This is a genomic window from Sporomusaceae bacterium, assembly GCA_031460455.1.
In the GTDB taxonomy this organism is placed as follows: Bacteria; Bacillota; Negativicutes; order Sporomusales; family UBA7701; genus Anaeroselena.
In genome coordinates this window covers 389,979-413,766 of record JAVKTQ010000002.1, presented here as the reverse complement: position 1 = coordinate 413,766, position 23,788 = coordinate 389,979, and the positions used below count along the sequence as shown (strand labels likewise).

General features: G+C 63.7%; 24 protein-coding genes. 4 read left to right on the top strand and 20 right to left on the bottom strand.

Annotated elements, in window-relative coordinates:
- Positions 1-49 precede the first annotated feature (49 nt).
- The 8 genes from hypE to RIN56_06500 all read right to left on the bottom strand — a co-directional run bounded on the left by hypE (position 50) and on the right by RIN56_06500 (position 7,776).
- Complete coding sequence (gene hypE, locus RIN56_06535; GenBank protein ID MDR7866461.1) at positions 50-1,060, bottom strand: hydrogenase expression/formation protein HypE; 1,011 nt, start codon at positions 1,058-1,060, stop codon at positions 50-52.
- Entirely contained in the window at positions 1,057-2,154 is a 1,098-nt protein-coding gene (gene hypD / locus RIN56_06530; GenBank protein ID MDR7866460.1) for a hydrogenase formation protein HypD, read from the bottom strand. The genes hypE and hypD overlap by 4 nt, the downstream gene beginning before the upstream one ends.
- On the bottom strand, positions 2,144-2,365 hold the full coding sequence (locus tag RIN56_06525) for a HypC/HybG/HupF family hydrogenase formation chaperone (protein MDR7866459.1): 222 nt from the start codon (positions 2,363-2,365) through the stop codon (positions 2,144-2,146). The genes hypD and RIN56_06525 overlap by 11 nt, the downstream gene beginning before the upstream one ends.
- A 1-nt stretch (position 2,366) precedes the next feature.
- Positions 2,367-4,616: a carbamoyltransferase HypF gene (hypF, locus tag RIN56_06520; GenBank protein ID MDR7866458.1), complete on the bottom strand. Its 2,250-nt coding sequence runs from the start codon at positions 4,614-4,616 to the stop codon at positions 2,367-2,369.
- 83 nt (positions 4,617-4,699) lie between these two features.
- Positions 4,700-6,055, bottom strand: coding sequence for a thioether cross-link-forming SCIFF peptide maturase (gene scfB, locus RIN56_06515; GenBank protein ID MDR7866457.1), 1,356 nt, complete (start codon positions 6,053-6,055; stop codon positions 4,700-4,702).
- A gap of 61 nt (positions 6,056-6,116) precedes the next feature.
- A complete protein-coding gene (scfA, locus tag RIN56_06510) occupies positions 6,117-6,257 on the bottom strand; it encodes a six-cysteine ranthipeptide SCIFF (GenBank protein MDR7866456.1) in 141 nt (46 codons plus the stop codon).
- A 142-nt stretch (positions 6,258-6,399) separates the two neighbouring features.
- Positions 6,400-6,618 carry a hypothetical protein gene (locus RIN56_06505; GenBank protein ID MDR7866455.1) on the bottom strand — a complete coding sequence of 73 codons (219 nt, stop codon included), beginning with the start codon at positions 6,616-6,618 and terminating at the stop codon, positions 6,400-6,402.
- A gap of 87 nt (positions 6,619-6,705) precedes the next feature.
- Positions 6,706-7,776 (bottom strand): copper amine oxidase, encoded by a 1,071-nt coding sequence (locus RIN56_06500; protein MDR7866454.1) that lies wholly within the window; start codon positions 7,774-7,776, stop codon positions 6,706-6,708.
- A 152-nt stretch (positions 7,777-7,928) separates the two neighbouring features.
- Between RIN56_06500 and RIN56_06495 the strand changes: the two genes are divergently transcribed.
- From RIN56_06495 to RIN56_06485, 3 genes are all read left to right on the top strand, one after another.
- Complete coding sequence (locus tag RIN56_06495) at positions 7,929-9,716, top strand: sigma 54-interacting transcriptional regulator (protein MDR7866453.1); 1,788 nt, start codon at positions 7,929-7,931, stop codon at positions 9,714-9,716.
- Positions 9,717-9,887: 171 nt separating this feature from the next.
- A complete protein-coding gene (locus tag RIN56_06490) occupies positions 9,888-11,276 on the top strand; it encodes a TIGR00366 family protein (protein ID MDR7866452.1) in 1,389 nt (462 codons plus the stop codon).
- Positions 11,277-11,320: 44 nt separating this feature from the next.
- Positions 11,321-12,241: a 3-keto-5-aminohexanoate cleavage protein gene (locus RIN56_06485; GenBank protein MDR7866451.1), complete on the top strand. Its 921-nt coding sequence runs from the start codon at positions 11,321-11,323 to the stop codon at positions 12,239-12,241.
- 36 nt (positions 12,242-12,277) lie between these two features.
- Here the strand turns inward: RIN56_06485 and RIN56_06480 are convergent, their stop codons facing one another.
- The 7 genes from RIN56_06480 to RIN56_06450 all read right to left on the bottom strand — a co-directional run bounded on the left by RIN56_06480 (position 12,278) and on the right by RIN56_06450 (position 19,199).
- Positions 12,278-13,039, bottom strand: a complete 762-nt coding sequence (locus tag RIN56_06480; GenBank protein MDR7866450.1) for a polysaccharide deacetylase family protein — start codon at positions 13,037-13,039, stop codon at positions 12,278-12,280.
- The gene (gene whiA / locus RIN56_06475) at positions 13,040-13,978 is read right to left on the bottom strand and encodes a DNA-binding protein WhiA (GenBank protein MDR7866449.1); all 939 of its coding nucleotides are present in this window, start codon (positions 13,976-13,978) and stop codon (positions 13,040-13,042) included.
- 57 nt (positions 13,979-14,035) lie between these two features.
- Entirely contained in the window at positions 14,036-15,409 is a 1,374-nt protein-coding gene (locus tag RIN56_06470; protein ID MDR7866448.1) for a YvcK family protein, read from the bottom strand.
- A gap of 355 nt (positions 15,410-15,764) precedes the next feature.
- On the bottom strand, positions 15,765-16,643 hold the full coding sequence (gene rapZ, locus RIN56_06465) for an RNase adapter RapZ (GenBank protein ID MDR7866447.1): 879 nt from the start codon (positions 16,641-16,643) through the stop codon (positions 15,765-15,767).
- A gap of 47 nt (positions 16,644-16,690) precedes the next feature.
- Positions 16,691-17,419: a phosphatase gene (locus RIN56_06460; protein ID MDR7866446.1), complete on the bottom strand. Its 729-nt coding sequence runs from the start codon at positions 17,417-17,419 to the stop codon at positions 16,691-16,693.
- Between the two features lie 203 nt (positions 17,420-17,622).
- Positions 17,623-18,267 carry a hypothetical protein gene (locus RIN56_06455; protein ID MDR7866445.1) on the bottom strand — a complete coding sequence of 215 codons (645 nt, stop codon included), beginning with the start codon at positions 18,265-18,267 and terminating at the stop codon, positions 17,623-17,625.
- Positions 18,268-18,398: 131 nt separating this feature from the next.
- The gene (locus RIN56_06450; GenBank protein ID MDR7866444.1) at positions 18,399-19,199 is read right to left on the bottom strand and encodes a Cof-type HAD-IIB family hydrolase; all 801 of its coding nucleotides are present in this window, start codon (positions 19,197-19,199) and stop codon (positions 18,399-18,401) included.
- A gap of 100 nt (positions 19,200-19,299) precedes the next feature.
- Here RIN56_06450 and RIN56_06445 point away from each other — a divergent pair, with 100 nt between their 5' ends.
- On the top strand, positions 19,300-19,935 hold the full coding sequence (locus RIN56_06445; protein ID MDR7866443.1) for a hypothetical protein: 636 nt from the start codon (positions 19,300-19,302) through the stop codon (positions 19,933-19,935).
- Positions 19,936-19,972: 37 nt separating this feature from the next.
- On the opposite strand, the gene RIN56_06440 is transcribed toward RIN56_06445, so the two are convergent.
- The 5 genes from RIN56_06440 to RIN56_06420 form a co-directional block, all read right to left on the bottom strand.
- Positions 19,973-20,317, bottom strand: a complete 345-nt coding sequence (locus tag RIN56_06440) for a phage holin family protein (protein MDR7866442.1) — start codon at positions 20,315-20,317, stop codon at positions 19,973-19,975.
- Positions 20,318-20,403: 86 nt separating this feature from the next.
- Positions 20,404-20,913, bottom strand: coding sequence for a methylated-DNA--[protein]-cysteine S-methyltransferase (locus RIN56_06435; GenBank protein MDR7866441.1), 510 nt, complete (start codon positions 20,911-20,913; stop codon positions 20,404-20,406).
- Positions 20,900-21,715: an ABC transporter ATP-binding protein gene (locus tag RIN56_06430; GenBank protein ID MDR7866440.1), complete on the bottom strand. Its 816-nt coding sequence runs from the start codon at positions 21,713-21,715 to the stop codon at positions 20,900-20,902. The genes RIN56_06435 and RIN56_06430 overlap by 14 nt, the downstream gene beginning before the upstream one ends.
- On the bottom strand, positions 21,715-22,527 hold the full coding sequence (locus tag RIN56_06425; GenBank protein ID MDR7866439.1) for an ABC transporter permease: 813 nt from the start codon (positions 22,525-22,527) through the stop codon (positions 21,715-21,717). The genes RIN56_06430 and RIN56_06425 overlap by 1 nt, the downstream gene beginning before the upstream one ends.
- A gap of 123 nt (positions 22,528-22,650) precedes the next feature.
- Positions 22,651-23,658 (bottom strand): aliphatic sulfonate ABC transporter substrate-binding protein, encoded by a 1,008-nt coding sequence (locus RIN56_06420; protein ID MDR7866438.1) that lies wholly within the window; start codon positions 23,656-23,658, stop codon positions 22,651-22,653.
- Positions 23,659-23,788: the final 130 nt, after the last annotated feature.

The window sequence follows — 23,788 nt, the reverse complement described above, 5'->3', positions numbered from 1 at the left end:
CAGCTCTCCTCCTCTCGCTAAATATTATGACGGACGTGCTCTGGATATGTTAACAAATCCGCGGCAACTGGTCGCCGATCAACATATCGAGCAGGCGGACGCCACCGATCCCCGTCCGCAGGCCGACCTGGCCGGCGGGGGCGGCGGTCACCCGGCCGATGACGCGGGCCTCGCGCCCGTAGGGGTGGGCGCGCAGCACCGCGATAACCTCTTCACTATAGGGAGATTCGACAAAAATTATGACTTTACCTTCATTGGCGAGGTACAAAGGGTCGAATCCCAGGATATCGCAGACCGCCTGCACCTCAGGGCGCACAGGTATGGCAGCCTCTTCCACCATTATCCCCACCTTGGCCTGGGCGGCGATCTCGTTAAGCGTCGTCGCCAGCCCGCCGCGGGTCGGGTCGCGCAGCACAGCCACCTGGGGCACCGCAGCCAGCACCGCGCCGATCATTCCGCCGAGAGGCGCGCAGTCGCTCGCCACCGTCGCCGGCAGCTTCAGGCCGTGGCGGCCGGCCATCACAGCCACCGCGTGGTCGCCCACCGGGCCGCTCAGGATGATATCCTGCCCCGGCCGCGCGTTAAGGGGCGATATATCCGCGCCGGCGATAACCGCGCCGATGCCGGCCGTATTTATATATATGCCGTCGACCGCCCCTTTTTCCACCACCTTGGTGTCGCCGGTGACGATCGAAACCCCGGCTTCAGCCGCCGCAGCCCGCATCGAGGCGACGATCCGCTCCAGAGCGGCCACCGGGAACCCTTCCTCGATGATAAAGCCGGCGCTGAGATAAAGAGGCGTCGCGCCGCTGACCGCCAGATCGTTGACTGTGCCGCACACCGCCAGCTTGCCGATATCGCCGCCGGCGAAAAACAGCGGTTTGACCACATAGGAATCGGTCGTGAAGGCCAGCCTGGCCCCCGCCGCCTCCACCCTGGCGCCGTCGTGCATCAGGTCGAGGGCCGGGTTGGCGAACGCAGGCTGCATCACCCGCGCCACCAGGTCGTGGCTGAGCTTGCCGCCGCTGCCGTGGGCGAGGAGAATCAATTCGTCCTTCATACCTGCCACCTTCCCGCGCCATACTTGTACCAGGCCGCGCACGTGCCTTCCACCGACACCATGCACGACCCCACCGGCCTCTCCGGCGTGCAGGCCGCCCCGAACAGCGGGCAGTCGGCCGGCCGGGCCACGCCGCGCAGCACCTCGCCGCAGCGGCAGCCGGGATGGTCCTTCGTCTCCTCCACCGTCACCGGCAGGGCGGCGAGGGCGTCAAAGCGGCGATAGGCGGCCTTCACCGCCAGGCCCGAGGCCGGGATGACGCCGATGCCCCGCCACGCGGCGTCCGCTTCGCCGTAAACCTTGTCAAGCACGGCAACGGCGGCCGGGTTGCCCGCCGGCGGCACCACGCGGCGGTACTCGTTGTCGAGCGCCGCCTCGCCGGCCGCGATCCTTTTGACCAGCAGATACACCGCGCCGAGAATGTCGAGCGGCTCGAAGCCGGTGATGACCGCCGGCACGCCGTACTCCCGCGCCAGAAAGCGGTACGGCTCCTCGCCGATGATCGCGCTGACGTGCCCCGGCAGCAGCAGCCCGTCCACCTGGACCTCGCCGGCCGTCAGCAGAGCGCGCAGCGCCGGCGGCACCAGCTTGTGGGCCGACAGCACATAGAAATTCGTCAGTCCGGCCTGCTCGGCGGCCAGCACCGTCGCGGCGGCAGTCGGCGCAGTAGTCTCGAAGCCCACCGCCAGGAAAATCACCTTTTTCGCCGGGTTGGCGGCGGCGATCGCCAGACTGTCGAGCGGCGAATAGACGATACGGATATCGGCCCCCGTCGCCTGCTCGGCCGCCAGGCTCGACGAAGAACCCGGCACCCGCAGCATATCGCCGAACGTTGTGATGATGACACCTTGCTGGCGGCTATACGCCACCGCGGTGTCGAGATACTCGTTAGGGGTGACGCATACCGGGCAGCCCGGCCCGCTGACAAGCTCCACCTCCGGCGGCAGCAGTTGGCGGATGCCGGCCTTGAAAATCGCCACCGTGTGGGTGCCGCACACCTCCATCAGCCTCACCGGCCGGGTGGCCAGCCGGGCGATCTCGCCGCGGAAAAACGCGGCCAGGCGGCGCTCTTCCTCCCTGGTCCTACTCTTCATGAGCAGCCATCTCCTCAAACAGCTCCAGCGTCCGTTTCGCTTCTTCCTCGTCCACCGTCTGGATGGCGAACCCGGCGTGGATAAGCACATATTCGCCTACCTTAGCTCCGGGCAGCAGCATTAGGCTCACCTGGCGGGTGACGCCGCTGACCTCCACGGTAGCCATCATATCAATCCTGTCGACAATTTTAGCAGGCACGGCAAGACACATATCATCTGCTCCTTTCGATGGCCACCGCCGCCTGCCCCAGCGCCAGGCCGCCGTCGTTGGCGGGGACGCGGCGGTGAAGCAGCACGGTGAAATCTTTCGCCAGCAGGTCGACGACCTGCCCAAGCAACGTAACATTCTGGAACACGCCACCGCTCAGCGCCACCTTGCGAACGCCGCTGGCGGCGGCCAGGCGGCGGACGACGGACGCCACGGCGGCGGCCATTGTCGCGTGGAAATCGGCCGCCAGCGCGGCGGCCGGCGTCCCCTGGCCGAGCGCGTCCGCAATCGCGGCGAACGCCGGCCGGAAATCGACCGTCGCCGGCTCGCCGGCGGTTATCTCGTACGGCAGCACCCGGCCGCGCCGGCCGGCGGCGGCCAGCTCCAGCTCCACGGCCGCCTGGCCCTCGTAGTTTATCGCCCCGCGGACCCCCAGAAGGGCGGCCGCCGCGTCGAACAGGCGGCCCGCCCCCGACGACAGCGGGGCGTTCAGCCCCTTGGACGCCGCGTCGAGCAGCAGCTCCCAGCCGGGCGGCAAGCGGCGGGTAAAAGGAATACCTTTGTTTATGAAGTCTGCGCCATACAGGTCGTACAGCAGCCAGGCGGCCAGCCGCCACGGCTCGCGGATCGCCTGGGCGCCGCCCGGCAGGGGCAGATAGGCCAGATGGGCCAGGCGGGTGTAATCCTTCAGGTCGGCAAGCAGGAACTCGCCGCCCCACAGCCGCCCGTCGTCGCCGTAGCCCGTGCCGTCGAAAGCGACGCCGATCACCGGCCCGCTCTCGCCGTGCTCGGCCAGCACCGCCGCGATATGGGCGTGGTGGTGCTGCACGCCCACGCGGGGCAGGCCGCACTCCATGGCGTATTTGGTCGCCAGATACTCGGGGTGGAGGTCGTGGGCAACCGCCTCCGGGGTAACGGCGAACAGGCGCCGGTAGTGGTCGATGGCGTCCGTATAAGCGTTATAGGTGGCCATATTCTCAAGATCGCCCACATGGGCGCTCATAAAAGCCAGGTCGCCGCGCGTCAGGCAGAAAGCGTTCTTCAGTTCGCCGCCGCACGCCAGCACCGCCGGCCCCTGGCCCTTCAGCCTGATAGGCGCGGGCGCGAACCCGCGGCTGCGGCGGAGGATATACGGCCGGCCGGCGAAGACGCGGGCCACCGAATCGTCGGCCCGGCAGAAAATCGGCCGGTTGTGGGCAAGGAAAAAGTCGGCGATACCGGCCAGCCTGGCGAGGGCGTCGTCGTCCTCGTAGGCGATCGGCTCGTCGCTCGTGTTGCCGCTCGTCATCACCCACACGTCGTCCGGCGTCAGCAGCAGCCAGTGGACGGGGGCATACGGCAGCAGCATCCCCACATTCGGGTTGCCGGGAGCCACCGCATCCGCCAAATCGTAGCCCGGCCCTTTGGCGAGCAGCACAATCGGCCGGGCCGTCCCGGCAAGCAGCTCCTCCTCGGCGGCGTCCACCAGGCAGCGGGCCCGGATGGCCTCCAGGCCGCCGGCCATAACGGCGAACGGCTTGTCCTCGCGGACCTTGCGGGCCCTGAGGGCGGCGACCGCCCCGGCATCAAGTGCATTACAGGCTAAATGATAGCCGCCGATGCCCTTGATAGCCGCCACCTTCCCGGCGGCAATCAGCCGGCGGGCCTCGGCGAGCGGGTCGCCCGGCAGCGGGCGGCCTTCCCTGTCCAGCAGGCGATACGCCGGACCGCACACCGGGCAGGCGTTGGGCTGGGCGTGGAACCGCCGGTCGGCCGGATCGCCGTACTCGGCCCGGCAGGCGGGGCACATCTCGAAGGACGACATCGTCGTGCGCACCCGGTCGTAGGGCACATCCTCGATGATGGTGTAACGCGGTCCGCAGTTTGTGCAATTGGTGAACGGGTAGCGGTACCGGCGGTCGGCCGGGTCGGCGATCTCCGCCCGGCAGTCCGGGCAGGTCGCGACATCGGGGGAAATCAGCGCCAGCCGCGCCTCCGCCGGGCCGCTCGCCAGGATGGCGAACCCCTTCCCGCCCTCAGGCGGCAGCGTCTCGGCCGTGATCGCGTCGATAACCGCCAGCGGCGGCGCCTCGGAGCGGAGAGCGGCGAGGAACGCCGCAACGGCCGGGGGCTCGCCCTCGGCCTCGATGACCACCCCGCGGCCGTCGTTGGCCACCCAGCCGCCGAGACAAAAGCGGTGAGCAAGGTTATGAACAAAGGGGCGGAAGCCCACCCCTTGCACTATGCCCGTAATTACAATCCGCCGTCTGTGCATAATAACTCCTGACAACGTTTCATAATCCGAGATTACCATGTATTCAGTATTTTCGCAACTTAGGAAAACCTCCGATGGCGGAGCTATTCTCCCTTATCCGCGGCCAGGCTGGCCTGAATCATGATCGCGCACTCCAGCCGTTTCTTCTGCAGCTCGCAGCCCAAAACATACGGCTCGGCGATGTCGCCGCCGAACAACTGGGCGTTGGCGTGGCAGCCGCCGCTGCAGTAAAAGCGCGCCCAGCACTCGCGGCAGGCCGGTTTGGCCAGCGCGTGGGCCTGGCGGAACTTGCGGACCAGCTCGGGTTTCTTTATGCCGTCGGTAAGATTGCCGATAAGATAATCGTCGCGGCCGACGAACTGATGACACGGGTACAGGTCGCCGTCCGGAGTCACCGCGAAGTATTCGTGCCCGGCGCCGCAGCCGGCGAGGCGTTTGGCCACACACGGCCCGTTATCGAGGTTGAGGTTGAAGTGGAAAAACTCGAACGGCTTCCCGGCCCGGCGGCGCGCCAGATACTCGGCCGCCAGCGCCTCGTACTGGGCATACAGCGCCGGCAGGTGTTCCTCCCGCAGCGCGTAGCCGGTATCCTTGCCGATCACCGGCTCGACCGACAGCTCGGTGAAGCCGAGGTCGGCCATCGCCAGCACGTCGGCGGCAAAGTCGAGATTATGGGCAGTGTACGTGCCGCGCAGGTAATAATTCTTGCCGCCGCGCGAAGCGGCCGCCAGCTTCGCCCCGGCCAGCGCCTCCTCCCAGCTGCCGTTGCCGGCGGCGTCCGGCCGCATATGGTCGTGCACCTCGCGCCGGCCGTCGAGGCTGAGCACCAGGCTGATATTCTCGGCGTTAAGGTACGCCAGCGTTGCCTCGTCCAGCAGCACCGCGTTGGTCGTCAGTGTCAGCTTGAACACCTTGCCGGTCTCGGCCTCCCGCCGCCGCACATACGCCACCGTGTGACGCACCGTATCCATATTCAGCAGCGGCTCGCCGCCGAAAAAGTCGATCTCGCAGTGCTGCCGCCGGCCGCTGCCGGCGATGATGAATTCCACCGCCTTCTCGGCCATCTCCCGCGGCATCAGGCTCCGGTCATGGCCGAAATCGCCCGTGCCGGCGAAACAGTAGCCGCAGCGCAGGTTGCAGTCGTGGGCGACATGCAGACAGAGCGACTTGACCAGCGGCGCGTCGCCGATAACCGCCGGCACCTCCACGGCCGGCGAAAACAGCAGCCCCGCGTCCGCCAGCGCGTGCAGCTCGGCCAGCACCTCGGCCACCGCCGCCGCCCCGTGCTCGCCTGCGAGAGCGGCAGCTACCGCCGCGTCGTTGTGCCCGTCGAACACGTCCAGCGCGTCGTACGCTATCTTATCGACGACATGCACCGCCCCGCTGTTCACATCCAGCACAATATGCATGCCGTTCAGGAAAAATCTATGTATATCCATGCTAGCCTCCAAAATACCCTCCAAGTAAAAGGCCCCCGCATTAACGGGGGCGCCGCTGTTGTTACTTCTGGCAGACCTGGTTGCCTACCGTGCAAGAAGTCTTGCAGGCCGACTGGCACGACGCCTGGCACTCGCCGCAGCCGCCCGTCTTGACCGTACTTTGCAGCGACCCTTTATTTACGGTAACGATATGCTTAGCCATCGAAATTCCCTCCTTGCCGATATGTATGCGATTGTATAGACTATGATACCACACTTTGGCAGACCGGACAACCGTGCCGCTACCAAAAGGGCTGCCCCAAAAGGCGCTGGGCGACGCCCGGCGGCTTCGCCAAGAGCGTCGGCTAGCCGATAGCTCCCAGTGTTTTCTTGGCCCGGTCAATAATCGCATCCCTGGTTTGTTCGTCCAGCTTGTTCCAATCTTCCTCGGATGCAGTGATTTCCGGGTGACATGCGACAACCTCGGCCAGTACCGATCCGAAGTTGGCCTCGGCGCGAAACGCAGCTTTGTCGATTTCGCGGACAAGCTCTTTTAGAACAGTTTTGCATAATTTAGTAGACATTTTTATCACCTCGGGTACTATTTTACCACAATTACCGGCTCATGGAAAAGCAAAGACGCCGAAATACGGCGTCCAAAATACATCTTGCTAATTTTCCGGCACAATCAGCAGCTTCACCGGCAGATTCGACGCCCCCGGAGGGCTGAACGTCAGCCACAGCGACTCGCCGCCGTCGAATGTGCCCACATGGGCGAAATCGGTCAGCTTATTACGGCCGAAAGACGTGCCCACTGTCGGCGTCGGCAGCGGCGGGGCCACCGCATACTTGTACCTGATGCCTAAAGCGCCGGCATAGTCGCCGCCCCGCGGGTTGAGGTAATAGGCCGTCTTCCCCCGGCCGTCGGCCGGCAGGAAGAGCTTGTACACCACGCCGTAATTGCCGTAGTTGAGCACCGTCTCCCCGGTGGTTGCGTCAATCCCCACCACATACTGATCGAGGGCGTTGTCGGCCAGCGTCAGCGCCACCGGGCCGTCCACCTGCGGATTATACACCTTCATCGGCACCAGCATCCGGTCCTTGCCCTCGAACGTGCCGCGCAGCTTCTGCGCGTCGGGCGGCAGCACCTTCGCCCGGAGGGCGAACTTCTTTACATCCTCATCCAGCGGCAGCATCATCACCTTGACCGTCACCGGACCGTCGGCGATGAAATCGAAAATGCCGTTCACCAGCATATTGGGCTTGACCACCGCGGCCTGTAACGCCGGCGAAAGCGTCGCCGCCCCGCCGGCCGGCACATCGATCTGGCGGATACTGCCGCCTGCCAGGTATGCCTCCTGGGCCGCCTTGCCCACCGCCATCCAGTCGTAGCCGGGGCCGCCGATGCCGTGCTGATGCACCGTCACCGTAGCCGCCGCCGGGCCGGCGTTCTCCAGCAGCACCACCAGCCGCTTGGGAATGGCCGTCGCGTTCACGTGGTGGAAAAACAGGCGCACGTCGCCAGCCACCCTGTCCTGGTACAGGATGCCGTCGCCGGTCACCATCTCCGGGCTGTCGGACAACAGCAGCTTGCCGCCGTACGAGGTCGAAGTCACCTGCCATTCCGGCAGCTTCAGGACATCAAGGCCAGCCGGGCCGGCGGCCGCGGCCGGGCCCCCGAAAACGAACGCCATGGCGGCCGCCAGCGCGGCTGCCTTCAATCGCTTGCTTATGTATTTCATATGTACCTCCCTATGGCGGAATCACTTATCATTATAGCAATGTCTTTATGTTATGTAAATAAAACTACCGCCTACCACAGCAGGAAAAAAAATACTTATAACGAAAATAATGGCAAAAGATTTCAGCCCGCCAACACGAAGGAGGGGCAAAAATGTGCGCGGATGCCGTGCAGCCACCCGTCCCCCCCGGCAAACCGCTCGAGCAAAACCGCCACCTGTTGGCCGCCGGCGAACTGGTGCTGGATTTTGTCTACCGCACCGTCGCCGCGGTGATTGAGCCGGCCGCGTACTTCGAAATCGTCCTTGCCGACCTGAGCGGCGAAGTCGTCCTCAGCCGGGCCACCGTTCCCGCCTGTTGCCTTTACCCCGCCGGCTCGCGGCTGGACGCCGCCTTCACGGCTGTGGAATCCCCCTGCGCCTTCGAGCGCTTCACCGCGGGCGGCCGGCCAATCAGCTGCACCGTCGCCCCCCTCGCCGCCGGCCGCCAGGCCCGTTCCGGGCTGCTGGCGGTCCTCGTCGAAGACCGCCCGCCGATCGCCGGGGAAACGGTCGAAGCCTGGGCGCTCCTCATCGCCAACCGCAGCCACCTCAGCCTGTCGGTCGACAAGGCGCTCACCCACAACGAACAGATGCTCAGGATAATGAACACAATCCAGGACGGCTTCATGGCCGCCGACAGAAGCGGCGTCGTCACCTTCCTCAACCGGGCCGGCGAAGAAATCTTCGGCATGGACGCCAAAGACATCGTCGGGCGCCACATGGTCGACGCCTTCAAGTTCGAGCCCCAGCTTCTCAACGTTCTGGCCACCGGCGTCGGCTGGGCCGACCGCGAATTCCACATCACCCTGCCCCACGGACGCCAGCTCCACCTCATCAAGACCGCCATCCCCGTCTTCGGCGACAACAACGAAGTCATCGGCGTCATCGACACCTTCCGCAAATTCACCAAAATCCAGCGCCTGGTCAACGACCTCGCCGGCCGCAGCCTGCTCACCTTCGACGACCTCATCGCCGAAAGCCAGGCGATGAAAACGGCCATCGCCCAGGCCCGCAAAGCCGCCGCCAATCTCTCCCCCGTCCTCCTGCAGGGCGAAAGCGGCACAGGCAAGGAAATCTTCGCCCAGGCCATCCACAAGGCCAGCGACCGCGCCGACGGCCCCTTCATCGTCATCGACTGCTCCGCCATCCCCCGCGAACTTATCGAAAGCGAACTGTTCGGCTATGTCGAGGGCGCCTTCACCGGCGGCAGCAAAGGCGGCCGCCCCGGCAAATTCGAACTGGCCAGCGGCGGCACCGTCCTCCTCGACGAAATCGGCGAAATGCCCCTCGACCTCCAGACCCGCCTGCTCAGAGTGCTGCAAAACCGCACCGTCACGAGGCTTGGCTCCGCCAAGACGCTGCCGGTCGACATCATGATCATCGCCGCCACCAACAAAGACCTGCGCCGCGAAGTCATGAACCGCCGGTTCCGCGCCGACCTCTTCTATCGCCTCAACATCGTCAGCATCTCCATCCCGCCGCTCAGGGCCAGGCCCGTGGACGTGCCCGTCCTCGCCCGCCACTTCACCCGCAAGATCGGCCTCAGGATGGCCAGGCCGGGAGTGACGCCCTCCCCCGAAGCGCTCGCGCTCCTGACCGGCTACTACTGGCCGGGCAATGTCCGCGAACTCGAAAACGTCATCGAACGGGCCTACAACCTCCTCGAAGGCGACAGCATCGACCCTCCCCACCTGCCGGACGAAATCCGCTTCCACGCCGGCGCGGCGGACGGCTCCGCCGGCCACCAGCCCACGCTCAGGCTCGCCGACGCCGAAAAAGAGCTTATCCTCGCCGCCCTGCAGCGCGCCGGCGGCAACCACACGCAGGCGGCCCGGCTGCTGGGAATAGCGCGCAGCACCCTCTACGAAAAACTCAGAGCCCACAGCTTCTCATCACTGTAGGAATATCCGACAGTGTCCGCTTCCCGGACACTGTTTTTTTACGCCTCCCTGCCGTCCGCCGTCGCCCGCTCCCGGCTTGTGGCCTTCCTGCCCTCCCCCGCCGCTGGCACGCGAATTGCAATCCGACCGGGGCAAACACCGTCCCGGGATGATTAAAAGGAGGTTGAAAAAATGGCCAATCCTGTCGCCGGAGCCCCCCGACCAGCACGCGGGGCTCTCCACACCTTCGTATCCTCGTTCTCCCGCTGGAGCGTGCGCTGGGTGCCGGACGCCATGGTTTTCGTCCTGGCGCTCACCGTACTTGTCTTCTTCATGGCCTGGGGGCTGACGAAACACGGTCCCCTGCAGCTCATCGACGACTGGGTCAAGGGCTTCTGGGTACTGCTCACCTTCGCCATGCAGATGTGCGTACTGATGATAACCGGGTTCACCGTCGCCGACTCCAAATACGTCAGAACCATCATCCACAAGCTCATCGACATACCCAAAACGCGCAGAGCCACCATCCTCATGTACTTCACCTTCATCAGCATCCTCTGGTACCTCCACTGGGGCATCGGCATGATGGTCTCCATCATCATGGGGCGGCAGCTCGTCGTCCGCAAGCGCGGCCTCGGCATCGACTACATCTTCGTCGCCGCCATCTCCTACTGCGGCATCGTCCTCGCCAACGGGCCCTCCATGGCCGCCCAGCTGCTGCTCGCCACCCCCGGCCACTTCATGGAAAAAGTCACCGGCGTCATCCCCATCAGCCTGACCACCTTCGACCCCGCCCTCCTTCTCACCAACCTCATCATGCTCGTCACCGCCCCCTTCATCATGCTGGCCGTCGCCCCCGCCAAAGACCACGCCGTAGAAATATCCCCCGAACTCGCCAAAGAATTCGCCCCCCAGGAAAGCCTCCCCGCCAAAGACGCAGCCCGCACACCGGCCGAGCGGTGGGACCGCTCGCCCCTCCTCCCCGTCCTCATCGCCGTCTTCGGCGTCTTCTGGTTCGGCCGCTTCATCGCCGCCAAAGGCATCGGCAGCCTCGACCTCAACACCCTCAACTTCATCTTCTTCATGCTCGGCCTGCTGCTGCACGGCAGCGCCAACAGCTTCATGGCCTCCGTCCAGCGCGGCGTCGCCACCGTCGGCGGCGTCATCGTCCAGTTCCCCCTCTACGCCGGCATCTTCGGCATCATCTCCTTCTCCGGCCTCGCCACCATCATCGCCGACTGGTTCGTCTCCATCTCCACCGCCTACACCTTCCCCTTCGTCGTCTTCCTTTACTCCGGCTTCCTCAACATCTTCGTCCCCTCCGGCGGCTCCAAATTCGTCATCGAAGCCCCCTACATCCTCCCGGCCGCCAAAAAGCTGGGCGCCAGCCTGCCGATGACCATCAACGCCTACACATACGGCGACCTGTGGACCAACCTCATCCAGCCCTTCTGGGCCCTGCCCATCCTCGGAGCCTTCAAGCTCCGCTTCCAGGACATCCTGCCCTACGGCCTCATCATGCTCATCTGGGCGGGAGCCGTCATCACCTTCGGCCTCCTCGTCCTGCCGGCAGTAATGTAGCCGGCCGACCGACCGCCAATCAAAAAAGGAAGGTGTAAGCGACAATGACGAAAACCATCATCACCGCCGCCATCACCGGCGGTATCCACACCCCGAGCATGTCCCCCTATCTGCCGATAACCCCCCGCCAGATAATCGACGACGCCGTCAGCGCCTGGAAAGCCGGGGCGGCAGCCGTCCACATCCACGCCCGCGACCCCGAAAACGGCCGGCCGTCCCCCGACATCGCCACCGTAAGGGAAATCGTAGCAGGCATCAAACAAAGCTGCGACATCGTCATCTGCATCACCACCGGCGGCGGCCTCGGCATGTCCCTCGAACAGCGCATCGCCGTCGTCCCGGCCCTCAAGCCCGAACTGGCCTCCTGCAACGCCGGCTCCGTCGACTTCGTCCTCGAACCGGCGGCCGACAAACTCAAAAACCCCCAATTCGACTGGGAAATCCCCTACCTCAAAGGCACCTGGGACATGGTCTTCAGCAATACCTACAAAGGCATCGAATACTACGCCCGCACCATGTACGACAACGCCACCTGCCCCGAATTCGAAGTCTACGACGTCGGCATGATCAACAACGTCGCCCACCTCCTCCAGCGCGGCATCCTCAGGCGGCCCATCTACATCCAGTTCGTCATGGGCATCCTCGGCGGCATCCCCGCCAGCGTCGAAAACCTCGTCTTCATGGTCAAAACGGCCCGCGACCTCCTCGGCGACATCACCTGGTCGTGCTGCGCCGCCGGCCGCCACCAGTTCGCCCTCACCGCCGCCGCGGCAGCCATGGGCGGCAACGTCCGCGTCGGCCTCGAAGACAACCTCTACCTCAGACCCGGCGTCCTCGCCAAATCGAGCGGCGAACAAGTCGCCCAGATCAAAACAATCATCGAGGCCATCGGCCGCGAAACCGCCGGCCCCGACGAAGCGCGGGCCATCCTCGGCCTTAAGGGGAAGGAAAAAGTCGGCTTTTAAAAACGCCAAAGGCGGTCCCTTACAGGACCGCCTTTCCTATTGCAAACCAAGCTTATCATACACATTCGCCCTCATCAGCCGCAGCCGAAACTCCAGCATCCCCCAGCTGCTGCGGGGGATGTTGATCCGCTTCAGGGCATAGAGATCGTCGCCGGGATTGTTAAGCCCCAGCCGCGTGCTGGCCGCCGCCCGGTACCCGGCCGCCCGCAGCGCCGCCGTCGTATCGGCGTCGTACCGGCCGAACGGGTAGGCCAGGAATATGACCGGCGCATCCAGCCGCCATTCCAGCCCGTCCTTCGACAGCGCCGCATCGCGCAGCCGTTCGGCCGCCGGCAGCTCAGGCAGCGCCCGGTGGTGCAGCGTATGCGAGCCGATTTCCGTGCCCGCCGCCCGCAGCGCCTTAAGCTCGTCCCACGTCATATACGGCCGCTCGCCGAGAAAATCGGTGACAACGAACACCGTCGCCTTCATCCCGTACTTCTTCATGATCGGCAGCGCCGTATAATAATTGTCGGCATAACCGTCGTCGAACGTTATCACCACCGGCCGCGGCGGCAGCGGCTTCTCCGCCGTCATATGGCCGACCAGGTCGGCCATGGTGACCGCCGTATAACCCTTATCGGCCAGGTAGGCCATCTGCCGCTCGAAATCGGCCGGCGCCACGCTGTAAGCTTCCTCGGTGTCGCCCACCTTGTGGTAGGCCAGCATGGGCACGCCCGCGGCGGGCCAGGCCGCCCAGAAGGCAGCCAGGACGATAAGCGCGGCGAGGACCGCGGCGCCTTTCACCAGCAGCTTCATCTATTCCTTCCCTTCCAGGTCGCGGGCGATCTGCTCCAGCTTCCGCAAGCGGTGGTTCATGCCCGACTTGCCCACCTGCCCATCCGCCAGGTCCACCAGCTCCTGCAGCGTAGCTTCCTGGTGGGCGAGGCGCAGCTCGGCCGCCTCCCGCAGGCTGGGCGGCAGCTTATCGAAGCCGATACGGGCGGCGATCAGCTTGATGCTCTCCACCTGCCGCACCGCGGCGTTCACCGTCTTCTGCAGGTTGGCCGTCTCGCAGTTCACCAGCCTGTTCACCTGATTGCGCATATCCTTGACCACCCGCACGTTCTCGAACGCGAACAGCGCATTGTGGGCGCCGATGATGCGCAGCAGCGAAGTTATCGCGTCGCCGTCCTTGAGATAGACGACGAAATCCTGCTTGCGGTCGGTCATGCGGGCCGGCAGACCGAACGACCTCAAGAGCCGCACCAGCGTCTTGGCGAAATCGTGGTTGCCGGTCACCAGCTCGAGGTGATACTCCCCCTCCGGCCTGCTCACCGACCCGCCGCCGAGGAACGCGCCCCGCAGATACGCCCGGCGGCAGCACGCCTTGCGCAGCAGGCCCATGTCCCGGCCGGCGTTGATAACCTCGCCGCGCATGATGCCCAGCTCGGCCAGCAGCTTGGCCACCACCGGCGAAGGCGCCACCTTCACATGATACGAATTGGCCTTCTTCAACCGGCGGGCGCGGGTCACCACCACCTCGACGGCAAGGCCGAAGCCGCGCTTGATGAGGGTCAGCGCCTTGCGGGCCACCGCCGCGTTCTCGGTCGTAAAATTGACGCCGACAGTATTGTGGCCGCTGATAAGCATCGTGCCGCCCATCCTCATGAGGGCGGCAAGTTCGGCGACATGGCAGCAGTTCTGCCCGTCCGTCACCCTGGCCAGCTCGTTTTTCACATCCGCGGAAAATGACACCTATACTCACTCCATGATAACAACTGCGACAACGCGGCTCGCCTTACCCCGCCAATCTTAACGGCGGCCGCTGTCGCCGTTCTTCAGCTCCTTGATATTATCGGCGATCAGATAATAATCCAGCAGCTTCATCCGCTCCGAACTCGCCTTGAGCCGGAAAACCATCTCCATGATCGTCTGCGACAGCTTGACGGGATCGTGGCGCACCAGCACCGTCTCGCTGATGAGGCTGGCCTTCACCACCTTGACGCCCAAAGCCTCGAGCTCCTCGGTATCGACCGCCACCGGATACGCGCCCTGGCGGGCGTACGACTCCTGCAGGCCCGGCGCGACTTCCTGGCCGTTCACCACCACATAATCGATCAGTCCGGGGCCGACATGGTCGACGATCGCCTGCACGTGGCGCGACGCCGTATAGCCGTCCGTCTCCCCCGGCTGGGTCATGACATTGCAGATATAAATCTTGACAGCCTGCGTACGGCGCAGCGCATCGGCGATGCCGCCGACCAGCAGGTTGGGGATTACGCTGGTATAAAGGCTGCCGGGGCCCAGGATACAGGCGTCGGCGTTCTCGATCGCCTCGATGGCGCTCGCCACCGGCGGAGCGTTCTCCGGCCTGATGAACACGCGGCGGATGGGTTTGCCGGCGAGCGGAATCTGCGATTCGCCCTCCACAATGCTGCCGTCGGCCATCTCCGCCGCCAGGCGGATGGTCTGGGCCGACGAAGGCAGCACCTGGCCGCGGACCGCCAGAACCTTGCTCGACTCCTTCAGCGCCAGTTCAACATCGCCCAGCACCTCGGTCATCGCCGCGATATACAGATTGCCGAAGCTGTGCCCGGCAAGATCGCCCGCGCCGCCGAAGCGGTGCTGAAACAGCTTCTCCATCAGCGGCTCGGTGTCGGCCAGCGCCACCAGGCAGCTGCGGAGATCGCCCGGCGGGATAATGCCCAGATCGTTGCGGATGCGCCCCGAAGAGCCGCCGTCGTCGGCCACCGTCACAATCGCCGTGATATTGCTTGTCACGCTCTTTATGCCTCTCAGCAGCACCGACAGGCCGGTGCCGCCGCCGAGGACGGTCACCGCCGGGCCCCGGTTGAGCTTGCGCTTCTGGAAAATGATCTCCACGAGCTTGTCCGACCCCTCCGGCAGCAGCACGCTGACGACCGAACGGATAATCTGGCGCGTGGAAAACGTCATCACCGCCAGGCCGAGGACAAAAATAACCGTGCCGGCGACGGTGGTGGCGGCGTAATAATACTTGCCGGTGGCGCGGTAAAACATCTTGAAGATATTCTCCTCCACCACGCCGATGTATTTATAATTGAAGACAATAGCAAGCCCCAGGCTGGCGGCGATGACGCCAACCGAAAAAAGCAGCAGCCATCTCTTAAGCTTCATGCCCGGGTAAAGCCACTTCAGGTAGTTCACGCCATGCTCCTGAGAACCGGCGATAAGCTTCGTATCGCTTTGCACCCGCAAGGGGCAGGCCGCAGTTCTAAGCGCTGAAGCGCTAAGAACCGCGCACTTGCCTTCGCCGCCGGCATCCTCGACGTACGTCCGTGTACGTCTCCGGTGCCGTCGTCTCGGCGCCTTGCGCTACTCGCTTCTAGCCGGTTCGTGTAATCCCGAATACGTTTTCTTTAGCGAGCGGCTGTTCAGAAGCGAGCGTCGCAAGGCGCGACAAGTCTGACACCGGAAGCGTACTCGAACGTACGCTGAGGATGGCAGACGCAGTCGCAACGCCGCGAGGCGACGCTTATCAACAGCCGCCTAAGAACCAGAACTAGACCTCCAGCACGTTATGCTTAATATCCCTATGCTCCACACCCACCCGATACCCCTTCTTCTTCAGCCCCTCGTGGATCTTCTCGGCCACGAACACCGAACGGTGGAGGCCGCCGGTGCAGCCCACGGCGATTATCAACTGGCCCTTGCCCTCCTTGACATAGTTGGGCACCAGGAAATCGATCAGACTGCCGAGCTTGTCGAGGAACTGGTGGGTGATCGGCCACTTGCCGATATAATCGCTGACATCGGCCTCCTTGCCGCTCTTGCGCCGCAGCGACTCCACATAGAAGGGATTGGGCAGGAACCGCACATCGAACACCATATCGGCGTCCAGCGGGATACCGTACTTGAACCCGAACGACACCACCGTCACCGTCATCCGGTCGCTGTCACGCTCGCCGGCGAACATTGCGGTGATCTTCTCCTTGAGCTGCGATGTGGCCAGATCGGAAGTATCGATGATATGCGTGGCCCGGCCGCGGATGTGCTCCAGGCGCTCGCGCTCGCGGCTGATGCCCTCGCTCACCCGGCCGAAAGGAGCCATGGGGTGGCGGCGGCGCGATTCTTTGTAACGGCGGATAAGCGTCTCGTCCGACGCCTCCAGGAAGAGGATCTCGTACATGAAACCCTGCGTCTCAAGATCTTCGAGCACCTGCACAAGGGTATCGAAAAACTCGCCGCCGCGGATATCCACCACCAGAGCGATCTTGCTCACCCGGCCGGCAGACTGCACGCACAGCTCGGCGAACTTGGGGATGAGCATCGGCGGCAGATTGTCCACGCAGAAATAGCCCAGATCCTCCATCGCCCGGACGACCTGGGTTTTTCCCGCTCCCGACATGCCGGTAACGATTACGAGGCGAAAATTATCCATCCTGATCAGCTCCCGCACACGGCTATTAATAAGCTCATACAAAGCATCTATTTCTTCGGTCTTTTATCCCTGCGCTCCTCTAAATAGCGCGTGATTGCCGCCACCGACGTATTGAGCACCTTCGCCGGATCGATGCCGTTCCTGGCGACGATCCCGGCGGCCGCGCCGAAGTCGCCCACGGAATAAGCGAAATGGCTGTCCGAGCCCATGAGAATCTTGCAGCCATACTCCTTCGCCAGGCAGGCGATATGGTCGCAGTGCGGCAGGCTGCCTTTGCGGGAGACGGTCAGCGAACTGTTGTTGATCTCCAGGGCCACGCCGTGCTCCGCCGCGGCCCGGACCACCGCCGCCTCGTCGATGAGGTACTCCGGGTTGCCCGGATGGACGATAACGTCCACCCAGGGATTCCTGATCGTATTGATCATCATCGCCGTGTTCTCGTCCACCGTGCCGTACGGAGCGCAGAAGGTATGCAGCCCGGCCAGCACTATCTCCATCTTCGCCAGGCGGCCTTCGTCCAGATCGAGCGTGCCGTCGCGATCCATCACGTTCGCTTCGACCCCCTTCAGCACCCTGACGCCGAAAATGCTCTCCGGCATGCAAAACTGATTGCTGAAGTGGTAGGCATGCGGCCCCCCCGGCATCGCCGGCCCGTGATCGGTAAGGGCGATCAGCGCCAGCCCCCTGTCGGCGGCGGCGCGGGCGACCTCCAGCACCGTGCTGTAAGCATGCCCGCTGGCGACGGTGTGAATGTGCAGATCAGCTTCGAACCGCATGGGATCACTCCTTTATATATATACCAATTATAGGCTATCTCTGTTTAAAAAGCAAAAGGCGGGGCGTTGATAGCCCCCATCTGCGGCGTTAGGGCTGCGGGCGCTTGCTAGCGTACGCGTCAAGTACGCGTCGCTGCGCGTCCTCGCCCTGCCTTGCATCTGGGGACTCTGAACGCCCCGCGGCTCATTCAGGGGTAACCGTTCTAGCGCTTTCCCATCCTCGCCAGACTGTCGGCGGCGATGGCGCCGACAGGCCGCCGGCGGTAAACACCGTCCCCCTCGTACACCGCCGCCGCGGCGGCGTCTTCCAGGCTGGCCCCCAGAGCGGCCGCCGCGGCCGCGGCCCGCAGCACGCCCAGGCACCACGCGGCATAGCCGCGGATGTCCGCCGCGGCGTGACCGAGGGCGTCCAGCAGGAAGGGCACATACTCGCCCGCCAGGTCGGGGCGGGTGCGGCCCACCGCGCCCACCGACCAGATAAACTCCGGGTAGAGGTTCACATCATCGTGAAACGGACAAATCATCGACAGGTACCCGCCAAACAGATCAGGACGGGCGGCGATCACCGCGCCGATCGCCCCGGTCGCTCCCCAGGGCGTGCCGCCGCTCTCGTCGTTCAGCGTCCACAGCAGGCGGCGGACGAGATCCCGCGTCTTTTCCGGGTTGTCGGCGGCCGTCCGGCCCCCGCAGCGGCCGATGGCGTCGATCGCCAGCCAGTGCACATAGTCTTCGGCGTCGTAAAGCAGGCCAAGAAGAATACGCAGCACGCGCCGGTCGAGCATCGCCAGCCTGACGATCTCCTCCCACTCGTGCTCGGTGAGCAGTTTCCTTACACCCTCGCGGTTCACCGTCGGTCACCTCCCCGGCGCCGTCCGCCCGTGCGGCGGCCGACTCATCAATAATCTCAATACTATGCGGGGCTGGCAAAATCCTGCCCGGCATAGCAAGAGGCCATCTCCCGACGGCCTCTTGCGCATTTTCACTTATTCAGCACAAACCTCTCGATCGCCGCCGCCACACCGTCGGCGTCGTTGGCCTCCGTAACCGCCTGGGCCGCCGCCTTCACCCGCGGGCTGGCGTTGCCCATCGCCACCCCCCAGCCGGCGTACTCGACCATATCGAGATCGTTGCTCGAATCGCCGATCGCCATCACCTCGGATCGGTCGATCCCCAGCCAGCCGGCCAGGAAAGCGAGAGCCGCCCCCTTGTTGGCGGCCGGATCGGTCATCTCCAGGTAATTGGTCTTCGAAGCCGCCGTGTACACCCGGTCGCCGCCGACGGCGCGGACGGCCGCCTCGATCGCCGGAATATCGGCCGGGTCCCCCATCGCCAGCATCTTCGTTGGCGGCCCCGCCGGCGACCACAGCTCGTCCCCCACCGGCACCGACTCGACGCCGGCGATCGTCTCGTACAAGCGGGCATTGGCGTTGCGCTCCCGCACGTACAGCACATCGTCAAGATACACCTGCACATACCAGCCGCGGTCGCGGAACAGGGCGAGCAGCGCGCGGGCCGTCGCCATATCGAGCGGCAGATGGCGGAGCGTCTCCCCCGACAGGCCGCACTTTATCAGCGCCCCGTTATAAGTTATCAGCGGCACATCCAGCCCCAGTTGCTGCGCGTACGGCAGCGCCGAGCGAAACATGCGGCCGGTGGCCACCGTCACCGTGACGCCCTTCGCCATCGCCGCGGCGATCGCGGCGCGCGCCCGGGGCGAAATCGTGCGGCTATGGTCGAGAAGCGTGTCGTCTAAATCGATGGCGATCAATCTGATGGACATGAGTGAACCCTCCTGGACGGTGGTAATAATTTCCGAGCATCATATTTGGCGATGACTGCATAGTCTAGCTATAGATTCCAGAGAAAGGAGGTATAACGGAATGAAAAAACTCGCGATAATCCTCGCGGTGCTGCTTTGCACCTTCACGACGGCGGGCGTAACGATGGCCAGCCCGCTAACCGACTACTCGGCCGGCAAAGTGGCCCTCGACGTCAACTGGACCCCGAGCCTCGACCTGGAAGCCAACGGCGAAACCCTCGACGGCAAAAGCGGCAACTTCGACTACGGCCTCACCGCCGGCCTCGGCGGCAAGTGGGCCATCCAGTACCGCTACTTCAACCCGGTGAGCAAAGACTACAGCGGTTTTCACGGCGGTGTCAGGAGCCAGGAAGTCAACGTCCTCTATAAGCTCGACAAGAACCTGTCCGCCTTCGCCGGCTGGCATCAGGCCAGGCTCACTACCAACGCCCCGGGCTACTCGCTGCCCGGCAAGAGTACCTGGCAGGTCGGCCTCATCGGCACAACCGCGCTCGGCAAGAAAACCACCCTCTACGGCATCGTCGGCGCCGGCGGCAGCCTGCTCAACGCCGAAGCGGGCTTCGCCTACGCCCTCGCCAAAGACCTCGACGTCAACCTCTTCTACCGCTACAAGCGCATCGACGACCTCAAAGTCAACGACATCGACCTCGATACAACCACCAAAGGCTTCGGCCTCGGCCTCACCTACAGATTCTAAACCTAAAAGGGCGCCTCGACCGAGGCGCCCTTTTTCCTTACCGGTCTTGAATTACCTTGGTCAGCGTGTAACTGCACAGCGTCATCAGCAATATCCCCGCCAGCGGCGCCATAAAGCTCGACACCTGGAACCCCGGCAGCGCCTTGACCACCGCCAGCGGCGCCACAAGGTTGGTGAAAAAGGCGAACGAACCGACCGTCACCGCGTTGAAAGGCATCGCCGCCAGTGTTAAGAGTGGCCTGATCGCCGCGTTGGCGACGCCGATGATCGCCGCACCCAGCAGCGTGCCGCCCAGGGTATCCACAAAGATGCCCGGCAGTTCCACCACCACGGCGCAGATAATTATCGCGTTGATGAGGATTCTCAGCAGAAAGCCCGACACTAGCGCGCCCTCCCGGTCTGTTTTGCCAATACTGATATTATATCCCTTTGGACAAATATATGGCAATAATTTTTTGTCTAGGGCTCTCAGCGATCCTTATAAGTGACCGACTCCAGATCCAATAATGCCTTCTTCCGGTCCAGCCCGCCGCCGAAGCCGACCAGCGCGCCGTTCGCCCCCACCACGCGGTGGCAGGGCACCACGACCGGCGTGCGGTTGATATGCAGCGCCCCGCCCACGGCGCGGGCCGCCTTGGGGTGGCCGATCGCCGCCGCCACCCGGCCGTAGCCTTCGACGACGCCGTACGGGATGGCCGCCGTATAGCGCAGCACCGCCGCCTGGAAAGGCGTATAGCCGTCCCAGTCCACCGGCGCCGTAAAATCCAGCTTCTCCCCGGCGAAATACCGTTTCAGCTCGCCCTCCAGGCTGGCTGCCCACTCGGGGTACCCCTCCTCGACCCCGGATACACTGACCTTGAGCGAGGCCAGCGCCTCCTCAGCCGACGCGCGGGGGAAAGAAATCGCCCACAGGCCGCCCGGCGACCACATCGCCGCCACATAGCCCCAGCCTGTCTCAAAAATGCTATACTTCTTCATTGCGCACACCCTCCATAAGCTCCAGGCTGTTGGCCGCCTTCCAGCTCTCCTCGCGGATCAGGCCGAGGATCTCCTTCTTGATGTCGAGAAAAACGTCCGACACCTTGATATCGTAGCTGCGCGGGCGCGGCAGCGGCACGGCGATGCGCGCCTTTATCCGCCCCGGCCGGGCCGTCATCACATACACCGTATCGCCCATGAACACCGCCTCGTCAACATCGTGGGTGACGAACAGGATGGTCTTGTGAGACTCCTCCCACACACTCAGCAGCAGCTCCTGCATCACCGCCCGCGTCTGGGCGTCCAGCGCCCCGAACGGCTCATCCATCAGCAGCACCTGCGGATCGTTGGCCAGCGCGCGGGCTATCGCCACCCGCTGCTTCATGCCCCCGGAAAGATGGGCCGGGTAGGCCTTCTCGAACCCCTTCAGGCCGATCTTGGCGATATAATGGGCGGCGATATCCCGGCGCTCCGCCTTCGGACGTCCGGCCACATCCAGGCCGAACTCGATATTCTCCGCCACCGTAAGCCACGGGAAAAGCGTATAACTCTGGAACACCATGCCGCGGTCCTTGCCAGGCCCGTTGATCTCCCGGCCATCCAGCGTCACCCGGCCGCTCGAAGTCTCCTCCAGGCCGGCGATGATCTTCAGGATCGTCGACTTGCCGCAGCCCGACGGCCCGAGGATAGTGATAAACTCGCTCTCGGTCACGCTGAAATTCGTGTGCTGCAGCGCCGTCACCTCGCGGTCCTGCCCCGCAAACACCTTCGAAACATTCTCCACCAGCAGCTTGGCGCCCATCACGCGGCACCCCCTTTGCCCAGCCACGGGAAGAGCCGCGCGTACAGCCACTTGAACAGCACATCGATGATAATGCCGATGATGCCGATCACCACGATGCCGACGATAATATTCGACGTCTTCAGAAAGCGCTGCGACTGCATGATCATATACCCCAGCCCCGAGCTGGCGGCCACAATCTCGGCCACCACCAGGTAAGTCCAGGCCCAGCCGAAGGTTATCCGCAGCGTATCGACGATCCCCGGCAGGCTGGCCGGCAGGATAACCCGCCGGAAAACGCCGCGCTGCGACACGCCCAGCGTATAGGCCGTATTGATAAGGTCCATGGACACATTCTTAGTGACGTCCATAACCATCAGTGTCAATTGAAAAAATGTGCCGAAAAAAATTACCGCGATCTTCTCGCTCTCGCCGATCCCCAGCCAGAGGATGAACAGCGGGATGAACGCCGAAGCCGGCATATAGCGGATAAAGCCCAACAACGGCTCAAAAAACGCCTCGAACGTCTTCAGACTGCCCATCAGCACCCCCAGCGGCACACCGATCACTGCCGCCAGCAGAAACCCGGCCGTCACGCGCAGCACGCTCGCCCACACATCGCTCATCAGCTCGAACTCGGCAAACAGCGTAATTGCGCTCGTCACAATCGCGTCCGGCGTCGGCAGGAAAAGCGGCGGCACAAACGCGCCGTATGTCAGCGCCGACCACACCAACAGCAGCAGGGCGAAGGCCAGCGCGCTGCACAGCGCGTACAAATGGGACGGGATAGCGGCTTTCGGGACGAAGATTTTACTCCTGGACAAGATTACCACATTTCCTTTCCGGGGAAACTCCATCAATAATTATACCACAGCCTGCCCCATGCAGGCTGCCAAAAAAGAGAGGCTGCTCCAAGGCCCCAGCCTCCGGCGCAACCTCTCCGCTGCAAACATTCCTTACTTCTTGATCTTGAGGACAAAGCTGTTGTCGAGAATCTTGCTCACATCGGGCACTGCCTTGAGGACCTTCTGGTCGACGTAGAACTGGGCGGCCTTCTTGGTCACGGCGTACATCGGGCCCGGCTTGTCGGCGGTACCGTAGAACTCGAGATTGCCCTTCAGGTCGTAAAACTTCAGCGTCGGGAAATCGGAAGCCACGTCCTCCGGCTTCATCTTCATGCCCTCGGCCACCATCTTGCTGGCCTCGGCCGGGTTCTTGATCAGGAAATCGGTCGCCTCGGCCATCGCCTCGACGATCTTCTGCACCGTCTCCTGGTTAGCCTTCACATAGTCATCCTTGAACACCAGCACGTCGGCGATCAGGCCGGGGGTATCCTTCGTAGTCGCCATCAGCTTACCGCCGGCCTTCACGGCCTTGGTCAGGTGCGGCTCCCAGGTAACGGCGGCGTCGACCTTGCCGGCCATGAACGCGGCGGCGGCCTCCGAAGCCTTCATATCCACCGGGACGAGGTCGCTTTCCTTCATATTATTCTTAGCCAGCAGCTCGGTCAGCATCAGATGGGAAGCCGAACCCTTGTGGTAGGCCACCTGCTTGCCCTTGAGATCGGCGAAGCTCTTGATCTCCGGCTTGGCCAGCAGACCGTCCGCGCCGGCCGAAGAATCGAACGCCCACACATACTTCAGCGGCAGACTTTCGGCGGCCGAAATGGAAACGTCGATCGACGCGGCCATGCCCTGGATCTTGCCGGCGGCCAGCGCCTGCTTGCGGTCGCCGACGCCTTCGATCGCCTGCACCTCGACATCGAGGCCGCGGGCCTTGAACATACCCTTCGACTGGGCTACGAACAGCGCCGCGTAGCCGGTCCACGGCGTGTAAGCGATGATAATCTTCTGCGGCGCGGCCGGTTTGGCCGGCTGCGCGGGCTGGCTCGAACCGCAGCCGGCCAGCACCGCGGTCAGGGCGAACACTATCGCCAGCGCCAGCGCCAAATACTTTTTGCTCATGAGAAATCCCCTCCCAAACAGAATGAGTATATAATTCTATATGCTAATAGGATATCCTTCTAATACTTTAAACAATTAAAACTTTAGGGCGATACAATGGAACCGTTGATAAACCCCCATCTGCGGCGTT

Coding starts and splice junctions, on each gene's coding strand:
- hypE (MDR7866461.1), bottom strand. CDS start 1,060: ATGAAGGACGAATTGATTCTCCTCGCCCACGGCAGCGGCGGCAAGCTC.
- hypD (MDR7866460.1), bottom strand. CDS start 2,154: ATGAAGAGTAGGACCAGGGAGGAAGAGCGCCGCCTGGCCGCGTTTTTC.
- RIN56_06525 (MDR7866459.1), bottom strand. CDS start 2,365: ATGTGTCTTGCCGTGCCTGCTAAAATTGTCGACAGGATTGATATGATG.
- hypF (MDR7866458.1), bottom strand. CDS start 4,616: ATGCACAGACGGCGGATTGTAATTACGGGCATAGTGCAAGGGGTGGGC.
- scfB (MDR7866457.1), bottom strand. CDS start 6,055: ATGGATATACATAGATTTTTCCTGAACGGCATGCATATTGTGCTGGAT.
- scfA (MDR7866456.1), bottom strand. CDS start 6,257: ATGGCTAAGCATATCGTTACCGTAAATAAAGGGTCGCTGCAAAGTACG.
- RIN56_06505 (MDR7866455.1), bottom strand. CDS start 6,618: ATGTCTACTAAATTATGCAAAACTGTTCTAAAAGAGCTTGTCCGCGAA.
- RIN56_06500 (MDR7866454.1), bottom strand. CDS start 7,776: ATGAAATACATAAGCAAGCGATTGAAGGCAGCCGCGCTGGCGGCCGCC.
- RIN56_06495 (MDR7866453.1), top strand. CDS start 7,929: ATGTGCGCGGATGCCGTGCAGCCACCCGTCCCCCCCGGCAAACCGCTC.
- RIN56_06490 (MDR7866452.1), top strand. CDS start 9,888: ATGGCCAATCCTGTCGCCGGAGCCCCCCGACCAGCACGCGGGGCTCTC.
- RIN56_06485 (MDR7866451.1), top strand. CDS start 11,321: ATGACGAAAACCATCATCACCGCCGCCATCACCGGCGGTATCCACACC.
- RIN56_06480 (MDR7866450.1), bottom strand. CDS start 13,039: ATGAAGCTGCTGGTGAAAGGCGCCGCGGTCCTCGCCGCGCTTATCGTC.
- rapZ (MDR7866447.1), bottom strand. CDS start 16,643: ATGGATAATTTTCGCCTCGTAATCGTTACCGGCATGTCGGGAGCGGGA.
- RIN56_06460 (MDR7866446.1), bottom strand. CDS start 17,419: ATGCGGTTCGAAGCTGATCTGCACATTCACACCGTCGCCAGCGGGCAT.
- RIN56_06450 (MDR7866444.1), bottom strand. CDS start 19,199: ATGTCCATCAGATTGATCGCCATCGATTTAGACGACACGCTTCTCGAC.
- RIN56_06445 (MDR7866443.1), top strand. CDS start 19,300: ATGAAAAAACTCGCGATAATCCTCGCGGTGCTGCTTTGCACCTTCACG.
- RIN56_06435 (MDR7866441.1), bottom strand. CDS start 20,913: ATGAAGAAGTATAGCATTTTTGAGACAGGCTGGGGCTATGTGGCGGCG.
- RIN56_06430 (MDR7866440.1), bottom strand. CDS start 21,715: ATGGGCGCCAAGCTGCTGGTGGAGAATGTTTCGAAGGTGTTTGCGGGG.
- RIN56_06420 (MDR7866438.1), bottom strand. CDS start 23,658: ATGAGCAAAAAGTATTTGGCGCTGGCGCTGGCGATAGTGTTCGCCCTG.